Source organism: Arsenophonus nasoniae (assembly GCF_004768525.1).
GTDB lineage: Bacteria > Pseudomonadota > Gammaproteobacteria > Enterobacterales > Enterobacteriaceae > Arsenophonus > Arsenophonus nasoniae.
Genome location: NZ_CP038624.1, coordinates 20,120 through 34,725, shown reverse-complemented (window position 1 = coordinate 34,725; position 14,606 = coordinate 20,120). Strand labels below are relative to the sequence as shown.

General features: G+C 36.9%; 22 protein-coding genes. 18 read left to right on the top strand and 4 right to left on the bottom strand.

Annotation, left to right across the window (positions count from 1 at the left end; translation table 11 throughout):
* Window positions 1-598: 598 nt before the first annotated feature.
* Complete coding sequence (locus ArsFIN_RS25520; RefSeq protein WP_135679241.1) at window positions 599-871, bottom strand: HU family DNA-binding protein; 273 nt, start codon at window positions 869-871, stop codon at window positions 599-601.
* Window positions 872-1,520: 649 nt separating this feature from the next.
* On the opposite strand from ArsFIN_RS25520, the gene ArsFIN_RS25515 reads away from it, so the two are divergent.
* The 4 genes from ArsFIN_RS25515 to ArsFIN_RS29110 all read left to right on the top strand — a co-directional run bounded on the left by ArsFIN_RS25515 (window position 1,521) and on the right by ArsFIN_RS29110 (window position 3,533).
* Window positions 1,521-2,417, top strand: coding sequence for a replication initiation protein (locus tag ArsFIN_RS25515; RefSeq protein WP_246067646.1), 897 nt, complete (start codon window positions 1,521-1,523; stop codon window positions 2,415-2,417).
* Window positions 2,418-2,495: 78 nt separating this feature from the next.
* Complete coding sequence (locus ArsFIN_RS26890; RefSeq protein ID WP_167876797.1) at window positions 2,496-2,636, top strand: hypothetical protein; 141 nt, start codon at window positions 2,496-2,498, stop codon at window positions 2,634-2,636.
* Complete coding sequence (locus ArsFIN_RS25510; RefSeq protein ID WP_135679236.1) at window positions 2,633-3,274, top strand: helix-turn-helix transcriptional regulator; 642 nt, start codon at window positions 2,633-2,635, stop codon at window positions 3,272-3,274. Before ArsFIN_RS26890 ends, ArsFIN_RS25510 begins: the two co-directional genes overlap by 4 nt.
* Window positions 3,264-3,533: a helix-turn-helix transcriptional regulator gene (locus ArsFIN_RS29110; protein WP_026824106.1), complete on the top strand. Its 270-nt coding sequence runs from the start codon at window positions 3,264-3,266 to the stop codon at window positions 3,531-3,533. Before ArsFIN_RS25510 ends, ArsFIN_RS29110 begins: the two co-directional genes overlap by 11 nt.
* A gap of 45 nt (window positions 3,534-3,578) precedes the next feature.
* Here ArsFIN_RS29110 and ArsFIN_RS25500 read toward each other — a convergent pair whose 3' ends face one another.
* From ArsFIN_RS25500 to ArsFIN_RS25490, 3 genes are read right to left on the bottom strand one after another with little or no spacing between them, the layout of a single operon-like run.
* Window positions 3,579-3,965 carry an acyl-CoA thioesterase gene (locus ArsFIN_RS25500; protein ID WP_026824105.1) on the bottom strand — a complete coding sequence of 129 codons (387 nt, stop codon included), beginning with the start codon at window positions 3,963-3,965 and terminating at the stop codon, window positions 3,579-3,581.
* Window positions 3,955-4,437, bottom strand: coding sequence for a hypothetical protein (locus ArsFIN_RS25495; RefSeq protein WP_135679234.1), 483 nt, complete (start codon window positions 4,435-4,437; stop codon window positions 3,955-3,957). The genes ArsFIN_RS25500 and ArsFIN_RS25495 overlap by 11 nt, the downstream gene beginning before the upstream one ends.
* A complete protein-coding gene (locus ArsFIN_RS25490; RefSeq protein ID WP_135679231.1) occupies window positions 4,419-5,003 on the bottom strand; it encodes a hypothetical protein in 585 nt (194 codons plus the stop codon). Before ArsFIN_RS25490 ends, ArsFIN_RS25495 begins: the two co-directional genes overlap by 19 nt.
* A gap of 162 nt (window positions 5,004-5,165) precedes the next feature.
* Here ArsFIN_RS25490 and ArsFIN_RS25485 point away from each other — a divergent pair, with 162 nt between their 5' ends.
* Genes ArsFIN_RS25485 through ArsFIN_RS25425 form a run of 14 tightly spaced genes read left to right on the top strand, consistent with a single transcriptional unit; the run spans window position 5,166 to window position 14,596 of the window.
* Complete coding sequence (locus ArsFIN_RS25485; RefSeq protein WP_135679228.1) at window positions 5,166-5,519, top strand: helix-turn-helix transcriptional regulator; 354 nt, start codon at window positions 5,166-5,168, stop codon at window positions 5,517-5,519.
* Between the two features lie 54 nt (window positions 5,520-5,573).
* On the top strand, window positions 5,574-5,804 hold the full coding sequence (locus tag ArsFIN_RS25480) for a DUF3408 domain-containing protein (RefSeq protein WP_135679225.1): 231 nt from the start codon (window positions 5,574-5,576) through the stop codon (window positions 5,802-5,804).
* Window positions 5,805-5,861: 57 nt separating this feature from the next.
* A complete protein-coding gene (locus ArsFIN_RS25475; RefSeq protein WP_167876796.1) occupies window positions 5,862-6,221 on the top strand; it encodes a hypothetical protein in 360 nt (119 codons plus the stop codon).
* A 12-nt stretch (window positions 6,222-6,233) separates the two neighbouring features.
* Complete coding sequence (locus ArsFIN_RS25470; RefSeq protein ID WP_135679220.1) at window positions 6,234-6,842, top strand: lytic transglycosylase domain-containing protein; 609 nt, start codon at window positions 6,234-6,236, stop codon at window positions 6,840-6,842.
* The gene (locus tag ArsFIN_RS25465; protein ID WP_135679218.1) at window positions 6,843-7,172 is read left to right on the top strand and encodes a TrbC/VirB2 family protein; all 330 of its coding nucleotides are present in this window, start codon (window positions 6,843-6,845) and stop codon (window positions 7,170-7,172) included.
* A 36-nt stretch (window positions 7,173-7,208) separates the two neighbouring features.
* Window positions 7,209-7,550: a VirB3 family type IV secretion system protein gene (locus tag ArsFIN_RS25460; protein ID WP_135679216.1), complete on the top strand. Its 342-nt coding sequence runs from the start codon at window positions 7,209-7,211 to the stop codon at window positions 7,548-7,550.
* Window position 7,551: 1 nt separating this feature from the next.
* Window positions 7,552-9,924, top strand: coding sequence for a VirB4 family type IV secretion/conjugal transfer ATPase (locus tag ArsFIN_RS25455; protein ID WP_135679213.1), 2,373 nt, complete (start codon window positions 7,552-7,554; stop codon window positions 9,922-9,924).
* Entirely contained in the window at window positions 9,921-10,130 is a 210-nt protein-coding gene (locus tag ArsFIN_RS25450) for a hypothetical protein (protein WP_135679210.1), read from the top strand. The genes ArsFIN_RS25455 and ArsFIN_RS25450 overlap by 4 nt, the downstream gene beginning before the upstream one ends.
* Entirely contained in the window at window positions 10,084-10,746 is a 663-nt protein-coding gene (locus tag ArsFIN_RS25445) for a type IV secretion system protein (protein ID WP_135679208.1), read from the top strand. Before ArsFIN_RS25450 ends, ArsFIN_RS25445 begins: the two co-directional genes overlap by 47 nt.
* A 15-nt stretch (window positions 10,747-10,761) precedes the next feature.
* A complete protein-coding gene (locus ArsFIN_RS25440) occupies window positions 10,762-11,757 on the top strand; it encodes a type IV secretion system protein (protein WP_135679205.1) in 996 nt (331 codons plus the stop codon).
* 2 nt (window positions 11,758-11,759) lie between these two features.
* On the top strand, window positions 11,760-11,891 hold the full coding sequence (locus ArsFIN_RS28520) for a hypothetical protein (protein ID WP_276324676.1): 132 nt from the start codon (window positions 11,760-11,762) through the stop codon (window positions 11,889-11,891).
* Between the two features lie 2 nt (window positions 11,892-11,893).
* Window positions 11,894-12,646 (top strand): virB8 family protein, encoded by a 753-nt coding sequence (locus ArsFIN_RS25435; protein ID WP_135679202.1) that lies wholly within the window; start codon window positions 11,894-11,896, stop codon window positions 12,644-12,646.
* A complete protein-coding gene (locus tag ArsFIN_RS25430; RefSeq protein ID WP_135679200.1) occupies window positions 12,643-13,428 on the top strand; it encodes a TrbG/VirB9 family P-type conjugative transfer protein in 786 nt (261 codons plus the stop codon). The genes ArsFIN_RS25435 and ArsFIN_RS25430 overlap by 4 nt, the downstream gene beginning before the upstream one ends.
* Window positions 13,415-14,596 carry a TrbI/VirB10 family protein gene (locus ArsFIN_RS25425; RefSeq protein ID WP_135679198.1) on the top strand — a complete coding sequence of 394 codons (1,182 nt, stop codon included), beginning with the start codon at window positions 13,415-13,417 and terminating at the stop codon, window positions 14,594-14,596. The genes ArsFIN_RS25430 and ArsFIN_RS25425 overlap by 14 nt, the downstream gene beginning before the upstream one ends.
* Window positions 14,597-14,606: the final 10 nt, after the last annotated feature.

Below are 14,606 nucleotides of genomic sequence, written 5' to 3'. Positions count from 1 at the left end.
ATTGTACAACTGCATAAAAAACGACACATTTGGTGCGCAGGCGCGGCGGGGCTACTACTGCAATTTTTGGGGTAAAATCGGATTTTTTCTATCTAAAACAATCCAAAAATCGATTACAGGGAATTTTAGAGAAATCGGTGAATTTTTTGATATTGCAGTTCATATCTGGTTCATAAATCAATTTTAAGCAGCCTGTAACACTATGTACGGCGTTTTCTTGATATAGGTAACCCAATCGTAGCGATTTTCAATTTGATACGCTTAGAATCGATTACAGGCGGTTTTAGGTTTTTGATGCCGTCAGGCATGGAAGGCGATACTCAATAGTGACAGAGAATGTTAATAGTTAAATCGCCGAAGCCCGCAAAGCGGTGAGAGATTGATATATTGCACGTAACCCATGCGTAGCATCCCTGCTAAGCCGATTGGCACGATATGGCAGCGAGTATGATGTTAATTGTCAAAGATGAGGTATTGAAGCAAGGTTTGTTGATAATTATTCTCAATTGTAATAAGGTATAGTTATATTATTACATCAATAGTTTTACTCATTGCTTCTAGCCAACACCAGCCTGTTGGCTTTTTTTTGCCAGAATATTTATTTGACCGCTTCTTTCAAAGTTTTACCCGCTTTAAAACTGGGTATGTTTGCAGCAGCAATTTGAATAATCTCGCCTGTTTGTGGATTGCGCCCTTCTCTGGCTGCTCTTTTCTTCATCTGAAAGCTGCCAAAACCAACGAGTTGTACGTCATCTCCGGCCTTTAGCGCTTCTGTCAAGGTTTCAATGAATGCGTTCAGTGCCTTCTCTGAATCTTTTTTGGTTAAGTCAGCTTTTTCAGCAATTTGATTGATGAGTTCTGTTTTGTTCATGTTGTGCCTGAGTTAGTAGATATTTTATATCCTAGTGATGCTAGCTGTAGCAACTGAATAGTGCAATGTTTCTGGTTAATTAACTCAAAAAATCTTTTTTATTAAAATCCCGCCGCTCGCCACAAGTCTGTGACCGAGCGAAGCGAGTGAGCAGACGAGGAAGCGGAATATCACAATTAGCAAAAAAGAAATACGGTCACTCAGTAGTAACATATTTTTCAATTAAGGGTTTTTGTTAGAAAAAAGTTATCCACAGGCACTTTACCTTAAAAGACTTTTCTTTTCTTTTTTTATTTAAAGACTTAAAAACTTGTAGGATGCTAAATACATTATAAGTGAATTTATTATATGTTTAAAATATAAATGTTTTTTTTATTAAACATGAGAGGTTTTCCGGTTAAACATGAGAGGTTTTCCGGTTAAACATGAGAGGTTTTCCGGTTAAACATGAGAGGTTTTCCGGTTAAACATGAGAGGTTTTCCGGTTAAACATGAGAGGTTTTCCGGTTAAACATGAGAGGTTTTCCGGTTAAACATGAGAGGTTTTCCGGTATTATCCCCAGTAAAGTAAACATGACATTTTTTTATTGAAATATCATGTTTTTAATGCTAGCTTTAATGAAGGTTGAATAAAAAAATGAGATTGGTAATGAATAAAACAGCCGTTTCAAGATTAACAAAAGTGAGGCACCGAAATGAGTTGAATTCTACTCTTTCATCTTTACCTATGAGCGCAAAAAAAGTATTGTTTTTAGTGTTAAGTCAAATAAATACAAAAAACGAATTTGATGACAACCACATTTTTTATTTAACTGCAAATGATTATGTTAAATGGGTAAATGTTAATATAGATACAGCATATTGTTCTCTAAAAGAAGGTGCAATAATACTTGATAATGTCTTATTGAAACTTAAGCACGAAGAAATAATAGAGCTTTCTGACGAGCTACAGCTTCCATTTACTAGTAAAAACGCTCCTGACTATATAAATTTAAGTTTGACTGAATTTTCTGCTTATTATAAAAACGAAGGGAAAATAGGTATTAGATTTACAAAATCTGCAAAGCAGTATTTATGTAAACTAGTCGGCTCCGAAAAAAAATATACCACCCAAATTTTGTTATCTGTTGTTAAACTTTCTAGTGTAAATGCATCCTCTATTTATCAATTGATAAGAAAAAAAATAAGCAATAACAGTAGAATCAAGTTTTTTGATATTTCTATTAATGAATTAAAAGATGAAATGTACTTATATGATGTAGATAGTAAAGGCAGAAAAGTATATAGCTATCCAGAATACCCGTTTTTTAGAAGAGATGTATTAAATAAGGCGGTTAAAGAAATAATAAAATGTACAGAAATAAAGGATTTAAAATTTGAGGTTATTGATAAAATAGGAAGGAAAGTAAATAAGATAAGGTTTACTTTTTTTATCAAAGAGTATGATACTAAACAAAACTTTACTATAGAAGAACAAGAATTTCTAGCTGATTTCGATAAGAATGTTCATACACCAGTAAAAAAACGAACTTATAAAAAACAGTAATTAATAATCACTCTGCATTTGTGCTAGTAACACAAATGCAGAGCTAACCCAAACCCTAAGACAACTAGGAGTTGAGCTATGCGAAATAGTACGCATATTGCACGCATAATGAAAGCGTGCAACATATCAATCGAGCAGCTTTTGAGCTTTGCTCACACGTCAAAACACCTTACAACCCGTCAGAGCGAGTACCTTCGTAATATTGGGGGTGCAGCATGAACTCCGAGATGATTAAATTCTTTTTGAGTGGTGGTGTTCCCTGTGGTTTTGCAGATAGTGAAGGGGAAATTAATGCCAATGCTAAAATGATAGATTTTCTCGGTTTGAATAAAGATGCGCCTGAAATGGTGACTTTATTAGAGAAAATCCGCACTGAAAAATCACCGTTTTTTGTCATTATTAATCTGCTTTCTGACTTCAAAAAGTCACCCACCGTTTGGCAATTCCGTTTTCTACCGCTTTTTGGTCACAATAAGGAGTACCTAGGCACTTTCTTTCACGCTCACGAGTTCCTGTTTTTGTCACCGCTGGATTATGTCGATGGCATGCAGCCTTATGCGGTCACCACGGAACAACCAAATGACATATTAAGCCGTAGAGAATGGCAAGTATTGTTTTTCACGATGCACCGATTCAGTAGCAAAGAAATTGGTAGACGGTTAAATATTTTCCCCTCAACGGTTGAATCGCACTTGAAGGCTATCTACAGAAAAGTCGACGTGCATTCAGCTTGTCAGCTAAGGGCATTTTGCAAATCAAAAGGTTTTGAGCGCTATATTCCATTAGATTTTATTGAGAAATCTAAATGTATATCAACTGTCTATTATTCAAAGGTTAGGGAGGTTTATGGTATTTAAAACTAATAATTTTTCATATTATTATTCCATATTTCCTGAACTAACGCCTTCTCAACTAAAAGTTTTTGTGCTGTACAGTAATGTCTATAAAATTGATCAAATAGCACTTGAGCTTGATATTAGCGTAAATACCGTTTGTGAATATTTAAAACGGATAAAAGAAAAGTATCAGGTTAACTCAATGGTTGAATTAAAGTTATTATTCAACAATAGAATACAGTCATATATCTTATATACGATTGAGAAAATATGGCGGTAAAATCAATAACTATCCGCATATTAAAGTATGTGGATAGCTTTGTATTTATTGGTTAATTGTTTTTAAAACTTCATCAGGTACTGTCGGTCTTCCATTAATTATACAAGTTGCTGTAAAAATGGCTTCTGCATATACAATATTATCAACAAGTATTTGCTGAAAAAAGTTAATCCTATTTTTCTTATCAGATTTCTGTGTAGAACAAGTCACATTAATTAAATCGCCTTTTTTTAAGCTTTTTTTGAATTTAATTGAATACTCTAAAAGTGTATGAATATGCCCTTTTTTAAATTCTTCTTCTAAATCTAATTTTGCACATTCTTTCATAAAAGCATGCCTACACCATTCCATATAAAAAGGATAATATAGTCCATCTACAACACCTTGAAAATCCAAGTGTTCATCTTTTATTTGATATTCTTTAGTAAACATTATTTAATTCCTTAAAAAAATTCAAAAGCTCAAAACGCATTGGTAGAATAAAATTCTCAAAGTCTTCTTTTTTTATATCTTTTGATGTACAAGTATTTATACTTAAGCTAATGTTTTCACTTAAACCATAAATAAAACTTATTCCATGATAAATATTATTACTTTCTCGTAATGCTTTTATTTTATTCTTTGGATCTGTTTTTAAAACATCATCCCATATAACAGTACTTGTTTCTCCTTCTTTTATTTTGGTTAATTCGATACCCACTTTAATTAAAAGACTATCTTTATGTAATCCATCATAATAAAATTTCTTATCCCATCCAGCATAACCGTTACTTTGATGATCTGTTATTTGATTATCTATCACAAGTAAGGTTGATGCATACGTTATTTTTTTAAAATGACTTAAAAAATCAATTAATTTAGCACTTTGGGCGTTAAACCCTATTTTTATTTTTTCCTTATCCATCTTATTTTTTTGCACTCTTTAATGTTAATTTTTTCGATTTCTATTTCATCTTGTCTTTTTAGTAAAATATTTTTCTCACTGGCTACATACATTATTCCGATATATAAATTATTATTTATATCTTCGATAAAACAGAGTTTTCCATGATTATCATTTATATTGTTTACTTTTGAGGCAATACAAATCTCGCCAAAACTAACATAAGGTTCTCCATACGTGCCGCCAATTTGAATAATTTCACAGCCTTTCATGTTTCTTGCAGCAAGAATAAACAGAGTATCTTCATCAAGGTTTTTATATTCTATAAATTGAGGGGGGAAACCTTCGCCATTACAAAGCCACTCAGTAGAAACATATAAGCCATTATTAGTAAAAAAATCAGCAATGTAAGAAATTAAATTATTTTTTCTCTTTGGTATAACTTTGTCAGCTTCCCAACGAGTATATGATGCATAAGATAAACTTTCCTTTGTTGTTGTTTCATTTATATGATTAACAACCTCCTGTGCAGTGGTGTTTGTGGCAGCTCTGCAACATTTTAATCTCTTTCCTAAAGTATCAAGCATAATAATTACAAAAGTGGTTGTTATTAATCATAATCATAACTTTATTAATGTAAGTAGTCAAAATAGAGAACTTAAGTAAGTTATTAAGTATAATAAATTGCATTAATGTTTAATTTATGTATTATTTTTATATTTATATTATTGGTTTAGGATGTATTTACGATGAATATGTTTGATTTGAATAAATTCTCACTCTATAACGAAATCTTCAACGAGTTAACACCAGCACAACTAAAAGTTTTTGTGCTGTACAGCAATGCTCATAAAATTGATCAAATAGCGCTTGAGCTTGATATTAGTGCGAATACAGTTTGTGAGTATCTAAAACGGATTAAGGAAAAGTATCAGGTCAATTCAATGGTTGAGTTAAAGCTATTATTTAACAACAGAATCCAATCTTATTTGTTGCACTTTGTAAGTGTTTTTATTGTTAATGGTAGATTTTATAAAGATAAAAAGGTATGCAGTTTGTCACCAAAAATAGAGGGATTACACACCTTTGATTCTCTGTCATAATAATTTTATTAAAAAAATAAAGTTATTTAATTTTTTGATATTTAAGGGATTTATATGTTCAAAGGGTTATCACAAAGAGGAAAAAATATTTATATCGGGGCGGAATTGAAAGACAAGCTAGATAAAATTGTACTCGATATTGGTCATTATATCGGTCGTCCAATCACTGTTTCCGAATTTATCCGCTATATGGTTGAAAAATATAGCGATGAGGCAAAAGATAAACTTAAAGAAATCTTGGGGAGTGTTGAGGAAAGAAGACAGATAAAAGAAGATAAATTTTAAAATTTGATGATAATATTTAAGTTTCTCAATGTTATCAACAAAGAAGGAAAATGAGTGATGAAAAAAGTAATTGGAATCATATTAACTGGGTTGTTATCGGTTTTTTCTTTAACTGGTTGTGGTGATGACGGTAAATTGGCTGGAACTTATCAGGGGCATGATCAGGTTCGTGGGGAACATCGTTATCTTTTAATTAGCAAAAAAGAAGGTTATCAACTTCTGTTACAGAATAGCAAGACGTTTTCAAAACCTGTAGAATTTGAAGCAGCTGAAGAAAAAGGATTCTTAAAAAAAGAGGGAGATTATTTGGTCAAGACACCTGATAACATGAAGTTTTTTGAGATAATTGACAAAAATCAACTTAAACAGGTTAACACTGGTCATATTTATACAAGGATTAGTAATGATGAAAATTAAAAGGCATTGTTTATGCTTGAAGCAGCTGCGTTAAGTCTGCTAATTAGCCAATGTGCCCCTGATGTCAGCCCAGAGACAGTAAAAACCATTATACAGGTTGAATCAGGGGGGAACCCTTATGTGGTGGCGAATGTCACCGATAAAACAAGCCATCGGTTTAATAGCGAAAAAGAGGCAATTAACTTTATTGATAAACTCCAGCACCAGGGAAAAAAATACAGTGCCGGATTAATGCAGATTTATGTTGAAAACTTTAAGTACTATCCATTAACCAATAAAACGGTTTTTAATCCGTGTCAAAATATCAAAGCAGGAGCAGCAATTTTAAAAAAATGCTTTTTACAGGCAAAAAAAGGAAACATTGATAATCAAACGGCAATAAGAAAAGCAATGAGTTGTTACTATTCCGGTAACTTTACGCGTGGTTTTAAAAATGAAAAAGACGGTAAAAGCTACGTGCAGCGCATTGAAGAAAAAATATTGCCTTCTTCTTATATCGTGCCAGCGATTAAGAAAAAAGAAGAAAACGAGGAGGAAAAACTAACAGAAAAGAAAAGTAAAAGCGCGGTATTAACAAAAAACGAAAACGTTATTCAATGGGATGTATTCGGAGACTATTAAATGTTTTGGTTAAAAAAAATAAAACCTGAATCCGGTCAGGTGTGGCTTCTGCTGGCCTTTTGTTTGCTCGCACTCCTTGCGTTTAATCCTGCTTTTGCAGCCAGTGGCGGATTGGATAGTTTAGAAAAAGCCACGAATGCGCTTAAAGATATTTTAGGCTGGTTAAAAGGCTTTGTGATTGTCGCCTCCATTCTCTATATCGTTTATCTGGTGGTGATGGCGATTGCAGAGAAAAAGGCATGGTCTGATGTTACGATGGGACTTGTTTACTGTGCCATCGCGGGTGGGGTAGTGATGGGTGGCGAATGGGCAACAACCCTTTTCACCTAGTTTAAATCAAAATGGCATAAATGGGCTTTGCCTTTTATGCCATGGGGTAAAGTAATTGTGAGTAACGAAAGTTATAAAAAGGCACCAGAACTTGAGAGGCAATACTTAAGTTTTAACGGGTTTAATCGCCCCGCGCTTATCATGGGTGTGCCGCTAATGCTCTTGTTGCCGCTTTTGATGGTGACGATGTTAAGTACTTTCACATTGGTACATTTCTTCGGCTTGGTTGGTGGCATACCGATACTCATTGCAGGAATCATTATTTTTTTGGTTCGTATCTTAACGGAAAATGACCCCAATGCGCTGGCAGTGTTGAAATGTCGATTAAAAGGGGTTGTCGTTAGAAAAGGAAAATCAACGATAGCGATTAGAGGATAAGATGAGTACGATTAATAATATTTCGGTTAAAAAATTCATCCCAAGTTATACCTATCATGTTGATGAAAATATTGTTTATTTAAAATCGGGGAAATTAATCACCACATTCGTGATTGATGGTTTTCCTTTTGAAGCAACGGATGATAATCAAATTGTCAGTTATTTCGAAAAAGTGAAAAACTTCTTGTTAGCCATCGGGAAAGAAAAACATCTTTTTATCTGGACGCATATTATTAAAAAAAATATTCAGGTCACTGGTAACTATCATTTTGGCGAAAATAATTTTCTGCAAGGATTGAGTAATAAATATATCGCACAATTCAATAGAAAAGATTTTTTTAAAACGACTTACTTGCTGACAATCGGAATCCCTGTCAAAAAAGATTCAATTCAGCAAGGAATTGATAAGATGAAGGAAATTATCAGTCAGGGTCAAGCGGTTTTTTCTGAGATGAATACCGGAATTCTGGGCGTGAGGGATAGTTACCTGAGTGATATTGCCAGCCAATATCTTGCTTATTTGGTCAATCACAGTGAAACTGCAATCCCGCTTTCCGGTACAGAGATACAATCTTCGATTGTGAACAGTGATAGTTTCTTCGGTTTTGATGTGGCAGAAATCAAACATTTTGAACGGGAAGACAATGTTTATTGCACCAACTATATAGTGAAAGATTTTCCAAGGGGAACCACAATTGGTCAGTGGGATTTTTTATTAAAACTCCCGTTTGAATTTATTTTGACCCAATCATTTCTGGTTGATGCAGCAACCAAAAGTATCAAGCAATTGCAACAACAGGTAAACAAACTCACCTCGACGAATGATGTTGGGGTAACACAACAGGAAGAACTGTTCGCTGGACAGGAAAGTATACAAAGCAATGAAACCCTCTTCGGCTCTTATCATGCGGTATTGAGTGTTTTTGGCAACAGTGTTGATGATGCAAAAGAAAACGGTACAAAAATCGCCTCAGAATTTATCACCAGCGGGCAAGGCTTTCGATTCGTTAAATCAACCGTGGAAGCGCCATTAACTTATTTTTCGCATCTGCCGATGGCAACCTACCGCCCATTACCGTCAAAGCGGACGTTGAGCAATCTGGCGTGTTTGTTTTCGCTACACAATTTCAGTCACGGTAAAAAAGAAGGGAACCCTATCGGTGATGGAACGGCGATTATGCCGTTAAAAACGACGTCAGGGACGTTGTATCACTTTAATACGCACAGTAGTCCACCGCATTTAAATGTATTAGGTCAACCGATAGCGGGTCATGCCTTGATTTTAGGCGCATCAGGGGCAGGAAAAACCACCTTTGTAGGAACCGCCGCCGGATTTTTACAGCGGTTCAATCCTGACATGTTTGTGATTGATTTTAATCGTTCAACCGAGCTTTTTGTTCGTGCCTACGGCGGAAGTTTTTTCACCTTGCAGGAGGGAAAGCCAACAGGCTTAAATCCGTTTCAGTTAGCCGACAATGATGACGAAGAACTCATGGCTTTTTTAAAGCGTTGGGTGAAGCGGTGTGCGATTAATAGCGACGGAACAGTTTGTACGGATAGTGAAGCTGAAATGATAGATAGTGCGGTCGATGCAGTAATGCGATTACCCCGCGCTAAAAGGCGTTTTGGCTTATTGCTACAAAGGATTAATGATACCGCACTGACCTTGAGACTAAAAAAATGGTGTGGCAACGGCGCTCAGGCGTGGGCGCTTGACAGTCCGGTTAATATCTTTGACCCACAAGCGCATAGCAAAGTAGGGTTTGATACCACCGTAATACTAAAAACCGATGGTGGACAAGATCACCCCGCTTGTGAGGCGGTATTAAGCGTTCTGTTTTTCTACAAGGATAGAATGCAGAAAGAAGGCAAATTAATGCTATCGATTGTTGAAGAATTCTGGAAACCCGCCAATTTTCCAATGACACAGGAAATGATCAAAGAGTCGTTAAAAGCGGGAAGAATGAAAGGTGAGATGATGTGGTTAAGCAGTCAATCGCCGGAAGATGCTATTAACTGTGAGATATTTCCAGCCATAGCCCAACAAACACCGACAAAATGTTGTTTGCCGAATCCTGATGCAATTTGGGAGGGTTATCAAAAAATGGGATTGACGCTCAAAGAGTTTTCGCTTTTAAAGGGGCTGGATAGAAATAGCCGGACGATTTTAATTAAGCAATCCAATAGCTCTGTCTTTGCGAAATTGGACTTATACGGATTTGATGATTATTTGCCCATTATTTCAGGCTCAAAACAAGGGATTTCACTTTGTGAGAAAATAAGGGCAGCGGTAGGCGACAATCCTAACGACTGGATACCGGAATTAATTCAACAATTAAAAGCAATCAAAGAAGAACAAGAGGTGAATCTATGAGAAAGGTCTTTCTTGTGCTGATAATGGTTCAAATAATCCTGAATGTTAGTCATGCAGCAATCCCATTTACTGATATAAGAGCTATTTTGGAGGCGAAAGAGTCACTACTTACGGAATTGAAAGAAAAAGTAAAAACAGAAGAAAAGGTAGAGGTCAAACATGAAGAAAAGGTTGATTGCCCTAATACTGGCTCAAATATTCCTTAATTTTAGTCATGCGGCGATTCCAGTTCTGGATTTGAAAGCGATTGCCGAAGCGCAAAGAATGTTTGAACAGGCAAAAAAACAACTGTCTGAATTGGAAGAACAAGTAAAAACAGCTAAAAGTCAATTGGACAGTTTTAAAAAAGAAGCCGAGTTAACCAAAAAAAGGTTTGAAGGGTATTCTGATTTTACAGCAATTTTTGGTAGTGCATCTGCGTATTTAAAAGATAATCTCACAGAAATTAAAAAGGGGTTGAGTGATGCCGATTGGCAAAAAATAAAAAAAGAGAATGATCTTGATTTTAGTCGTGAGGGAGAAATGACGGCGATTGAAAAAAACATCAAAGCAAAATTTGAACAAACAAAACGATTAGAAAAAATGACCGATGTTTTGATGAAGAAAACAGAAAAACTAGACAGTTTGCAAAAAGCATTCAAGAACGCAACGACACCACAACAACGCGAAGAGGTATTAAACACGTTGCAGTTGGAAAATCAGGCTATGCAAAACACCCTTGCCAGCGTCAATCTTGAAATTCAGCGGCAGGAAAAAATGGCAGAAATTGAAAAGCAAAAGATAGCAATTGAGTTCAGTAAGACGAATTTTTCTCAACCTTAAGTAAGGATGTAAATAATGGAAATTTATAAAGATATTTCCAGTTTTTTGAATAAAACTATTACTGAACAGGTAGCAACCAATTTTGACACGCTCTACGGTTATATTTTTCCGTTATGGTCAACTCTGGTGGTCATTTATCTGGTGATTGAAGCGTGGGCGATCATTTACGGTCAGAAGGAAATGTTAATGAGCGAGTTTATTCAACATTTTCTGGTCATCTCCGTTGTTACCGTGTTTATGGGCGCAAGCTCGATGTATGTCACTGAGATCGTGCCGTTTGTGATGAAATCCGGTGAACAGATTTCAGCAGGGTTAACGGGCAGCGAAGGCGGTAATACCATTGATGCGATGGTTAACAAAATTATGGAAATGGGGAAAGGTATTTATGACGATTTTTCCAATCACTCCGCTTTAGATATTTCTGGGAATATTATTGTCGCTATCAAACTTATTTTGCTGATGATATCGGGTGGTTTGTTTGTGCTTTATGCGGCATCTTATCTCATTATGGCTAAAGTGATGGTGGGGATTTTATTATCCCTCGGTGGAATTTTCATTGCCTTTGCCGTGTTTCCGGCAACTCGTCAAATGTTTACTGCATGGATGGGTAGCTGCCTTAACTATATTTTCCTTAATATCGGTTACGCTATTTTGTTTTCTATCATGATGAAGTACTTAACCGATTACATGACTAACAATAGTGCAAAAATTCAGAGTAATGTCTGGGAGGTATTTTCTATTGCGCTAGTCTTTGGTATCGGGATTTTTCTGTTGCAACAGGTGGCAACGCTGATGAGTATTTTAACAGGTGGTGTTGGTATTAACGGGCTGGTTGGGGCGGTCAATGGGTTTGCGAAAACAGCAGCACAGGCAACGGGACTCAGTAAAGCGGCAAATGTTGGAGCGGGATTAGCCGGAAAAGGGGCATCGATGGCAGGAAGAGGCGCCATGAATATGGCTTCATCAGGATTACGGAGTCTCATGAATAAAGGCAAGGTGAAAGGAGGATGATAATGAAAAGAAGTCTTTTATTGATGGTGTTGTTTTTAATAGGCTGTCAGTCAACCAATCCCCCTGACGCACCACAGGCAAGCGGACAATGGAAAACGCTTAATACCACCATTAATGATATTCAGGCGGGTTAAAAATGACAAAAGAGAAAAACGACACCTATTATCAGGACTCAATAACGTTACTGGAAAATACCCCACCTGAGAAAAAACAGGCAGCGGAAATAAAAAAACAAATGTTTGAAGCGGCAAAAATGTTTGAAACGAACATTATTGAGCTTAAACAGAAAAAAATTGGGTTCTTAACCAAAGTCGCGGTTTTTCAGGGGATCGCCATCGTGTTGTTAACCGTCGCCATTACCGGATTAACCCCATTAAAAACCGTTGTGCCGATGATGTTACGCGTTGACAGCACAACAGGATATGTCGATAAAATTAATCCTTATAACGGAGAAAATTCCACCATGGATAGCAATGTTGTTCGCTATTTTGTGGCGCGTTTTATCGAAAATCGGGAAGGTTACGAATGGTTCACCATCCAGAATATGTCAAATTTTGTCGAAAGTACCGCTAACAAAGCGGTGTTAACCAGTTACAAGGGTTATATGTTAAGTGACTATTCGCCGTTAAAACGATTATCAAAAAATTTAAAAATGCTGGTCAAAGTCAATGGCATTACGTTTTTAGATGACGAAACGGCACAGGTCAGATTTACCAAACTGATTACTGAGCCGGATGAAAAACTTGCCGTGGGTTATGAGCCAACAAAGTGGATAGCGACGTTAAAATTTGATTTTACCAAAATGATTAAAACGGAAGAACAGCGATTAATCAATCCGCTCGGTTTTAATGTGGTGTCCTACCGCGTCGATGCGGAGGTGGTGAAGTGAATAAATCGGTTTTCATGATGTTATTGCTTTTTTCGTATGAAGCCTTGGCGGTGGTGATCCCAAAATCATCAGGACTTGACTCCAGAGTACAGGAAGTCTTTTATCAGCCGGATAATGTCACGGTAGTAAAAGTAAAAGAAGGTATCGCCACCCTTATTCAGCTTGAAAGTGATGAAGTTGTTGACGGGGATGCGGCAGGGATGGGATTAGGTGACCCGTTAGCGTGGAATGTTTCCGTGCGAGGCAATAATATTTTTTTGCGCCCCATCGCTGAACAGCCAGAGACCAATATTGCGCTCGTGACCAATAAGCGCACCTATTCTATTTTGTTAAGGAGTGCGGGGCAAAACGCACCCACCTTTTTAATGCGCTTTCGCTATCCACCTAAACCCGTTGTGCCGAACGTATTAACCGGAAAAACAAGACAGGAACGCAGTTGTACGGATGGCGGTTGGGTTAATCTAGCCTATCAAGTTAAAGGCAGTGAAAACTTAACACCTGATGCGGTATGGGATGACGGTATTTTCACCTGTATCAAGTGGAATAATGCGCGGGATTTACCGGTCGTTTATCGGCTATTGCCAGACGGAAAAGAGCAACTGGTCAATTATCATATGAATAAAAACATTATGGTACTGCATGACGTCGCAGCCCAGTTTGTCATGCGGTTGGGACAAAGTGTCATGAACTTAAGAACAGAACACACCCTAAAACGCCGTTATAACCAGAAAGGGACAACCACAAAGCAACGGTTGCAGGAGCGAAATAATGAGTCTATTTGACAAATTTAAACGACACCCTGTTGATAATGAAATTAAAAAAACAACCGAATTAGCGGGGGACAGGCACGATATTCATGTTTTTACCGTGCGTCAAAAAAGAATAAAACACGTGATGTTAATCGGTGGCGTTATTTTGTTGGGGGTCAGCGTGTTATTGATTTTTGGGTTTTATTATTTTAAAAAACCGCCTGTTGTGGTGTATAAACCGAAGCCCGCCGAAGAAGAGCAATATCAACGAAAGGAAAGAACCAGTCAGGCGATCCTTGATTTTAAACGGGCGCAAGCCAGAACAGAAAATCAAACACTGGATGACGTAAAAAAAGACGTGGAGAAAAAAGAAAATAAGGCGATTGAAATAGAAGAAAAATCAGATGATAAAAACATCATTAATCTTGATAAAGAAGAAAAAGATGACAGTCACAATGAGAAAACCTTAACACCGACGGAAAGAAGACGGCAGGGAGAAGTTTTATTATCTGCAAAAGAAATCACCGCGCGCAATCAAAAAGAAAATACAACACCATCGGAGAAGACGAATACCATTGATAACAAGGATTTTTTAAAAGGGGCGAAATATCAGGATGGGCAAGTGGGTTTTATTCGACATCGACCCTTTTTGCTTTCCGCGGGTACTACCATGCCGTGTGTGTTAAAAACAAAAATTATCACCAGCTACCCGTCTATTGCGTTATGTCAGTTGACAAAAAATGTTTATTCCGATGACGGCAAGAATATTTTAATTCGTGCAGGAGCCTTATTGCAGGGTGAACAAACCCGCGTATTAAAAAAAGGGGTTGCCAGAGTTTTTGTGAACTGGGCAACCGTGAAAGATGGCAATGTGCGCGTTCATATTGACGCACTGGGTGCTGATGGATTAGGTGCATCAGGCTTGCCCGCATGGATTGATAACCACTTTTGGGAACGATTTGGTGGTGCGATGTTGCTTTCCTTCGTTGATGATGCACTGGCAGCGGCAGCAAGTAACATTAGCAAAGAAAATACCAGCTTAAGCATTGACAATACCCGCAGTGCGACAAAAAGCATGGCAGAGTTGGCGCTTGAAAACAGTATCGGCATCCCGCCGACGGCTTATGTCAATCAGGGTGAAATGTTATCGGTCATTGTGCCAAGAAATATCGACTTTTCACCCGTCTATAAGAACCAATAAGGACATACCT

Coding starts and splice junctions, on each gene's coding strand:
- ArsFIN_RS25435 (WP_135679202.1), top strand. CDS start 11,894: ATGACAAAAGAGAAAAACGACACCTATTATCAGGACTCAATAACGTTA.
- ArsFIN_RS25515 (WP_246067646.1), top strand. CDS start 1,521: ATGAATAAAACAGCCGTTTCAAGATTAACAAAAGTGAGGCACCGAAAT.
- ArsFIN_RS25470 (WP_135679220.1), top strand. CDS start 6,234: ATGCTTGAAGCAGCTGCGTTAAGTCTGCTAATTAGCCAATGTGCCCCT.
- ArsFIN_RS25455 (WP_135679213.1), top strand. CDS start 7,552: ATGAGTACGATTAATAATATTTCGGTTAAAAAATTCATCCCAAGTTAT.
- ArsFIN_RS26890 (WP_167876797.1), top strand. CDS start 2,496: ATGCGAAATAGTACGCATATTGCACGCATAATGAAAGCGTGCAACATA.
- ArsFIN_RS25460 (WP_135679216.1), top strand. CDS start 7,209: ATGCCATGGGGTAAAGTAATTGTGAGTAACGAAAGTTATAAAAAGGCA.
- ArsFIN_RS25485 (WP_135679228.1), top strand. CDS start 5,166: ATGAATATGTTTGATTTGAATAAATTCTCACTCTATAACGAAATCTTC.
- ArsFIN_RS25440 (WP_135679205.1), top strand. CDS start 10,762: ATGGAAATTTATAAAGATATTTCCAGTTTTTTGAATAAAACTATTACT.
- ArsFIN_RS25475 (WP_167876796.1), top strand. CDS start 5,862: ATGAAAAAAGTAATTGGAATCATATTAACTGGGTTGTTATCGGTTTTT.
- ArsFIN_RS25510 (WP_135679236.1), top strand. CDS start 2,633: ATGAACTCCGAGATGATTAAATTCTTTTTGAGTGGTGGTGTTCCCTGT.
- ArsFIN_RS25520 (WP_135679241.1), bottom strand. CDS start 871: ATGAACAAAACAGAACTCATCAATCAAATTGCTGAAAAAGCTGACTTA.
- ArsFIN_RS25450 (WP_135679210.1), top strand. CDS start 9,921: ATGAGAAAGGTCTTTCTTGTGCTGATAATGGTTCAAATAATCCTGAAT.
- ArsFIN_RS25500 (WP_026824105.1), bottom strand. CDS start 3,965: ATGTTTACTAAAGAATATCAAATAAAAGATGAACACTTGGATTTTCAA.
- ArsFIN_RS28520 (WP_276324676.1), top strand. CDS start 11,760: ATGAAAAGAAGTCTTTTATTGATGGTGTTGTTTTTAATAGGCTGTCAG.
- ArsFIN_RS25465 (WP_135679218.1), top strand. CDS start 6,843: ATGTTTTGGTTAAAAAAAATAAAACCTGAATCCGGTCAGGTGTGGCTT.
- ArsFIN_RS25425 (WP_135679198.1), top strand. CDS start 13,415: ATGAGTCTATTTGACAAATTTAAACGACACCCTGTTGATAATGAAATT.
- ArsFIN_RS25495 (WP_135679234.1), bottom strand. CDS start 4,437: ATGGATAAGGAAAAAATAAAAATAGGGTTTAACGCCCAAAGTGCTAAA.
- ArsFIN_RS25490 (WP_135679231.1), bottom strand. CDS start 5,003: ATGCTTGATACTTTAGGAAAGAGATTAAAATGTTGCAGAGCTGCCACA.
- ArsFIN_RS29110 (WP_026824106.1), top strand. CDS start 3,264: ATGGTATTTAAAACTAATAATTTTTCATATTATTATTCCATATTTCCT.
- ArsFIN_RS25445 (WP_135679208.1), top strand. CDS start 10,084: ATGAAGAAAAGGTTGATTGCCCTAATACTGGCTCAAATATTCCTTAAT.
- ArsFIN_RS25480 (WP_135679225.1), top strand. CDS start 5,574: ATGTTCAAAGGGTTATCACAAAGAGGAAAAAATATTTATATCGGGGCG.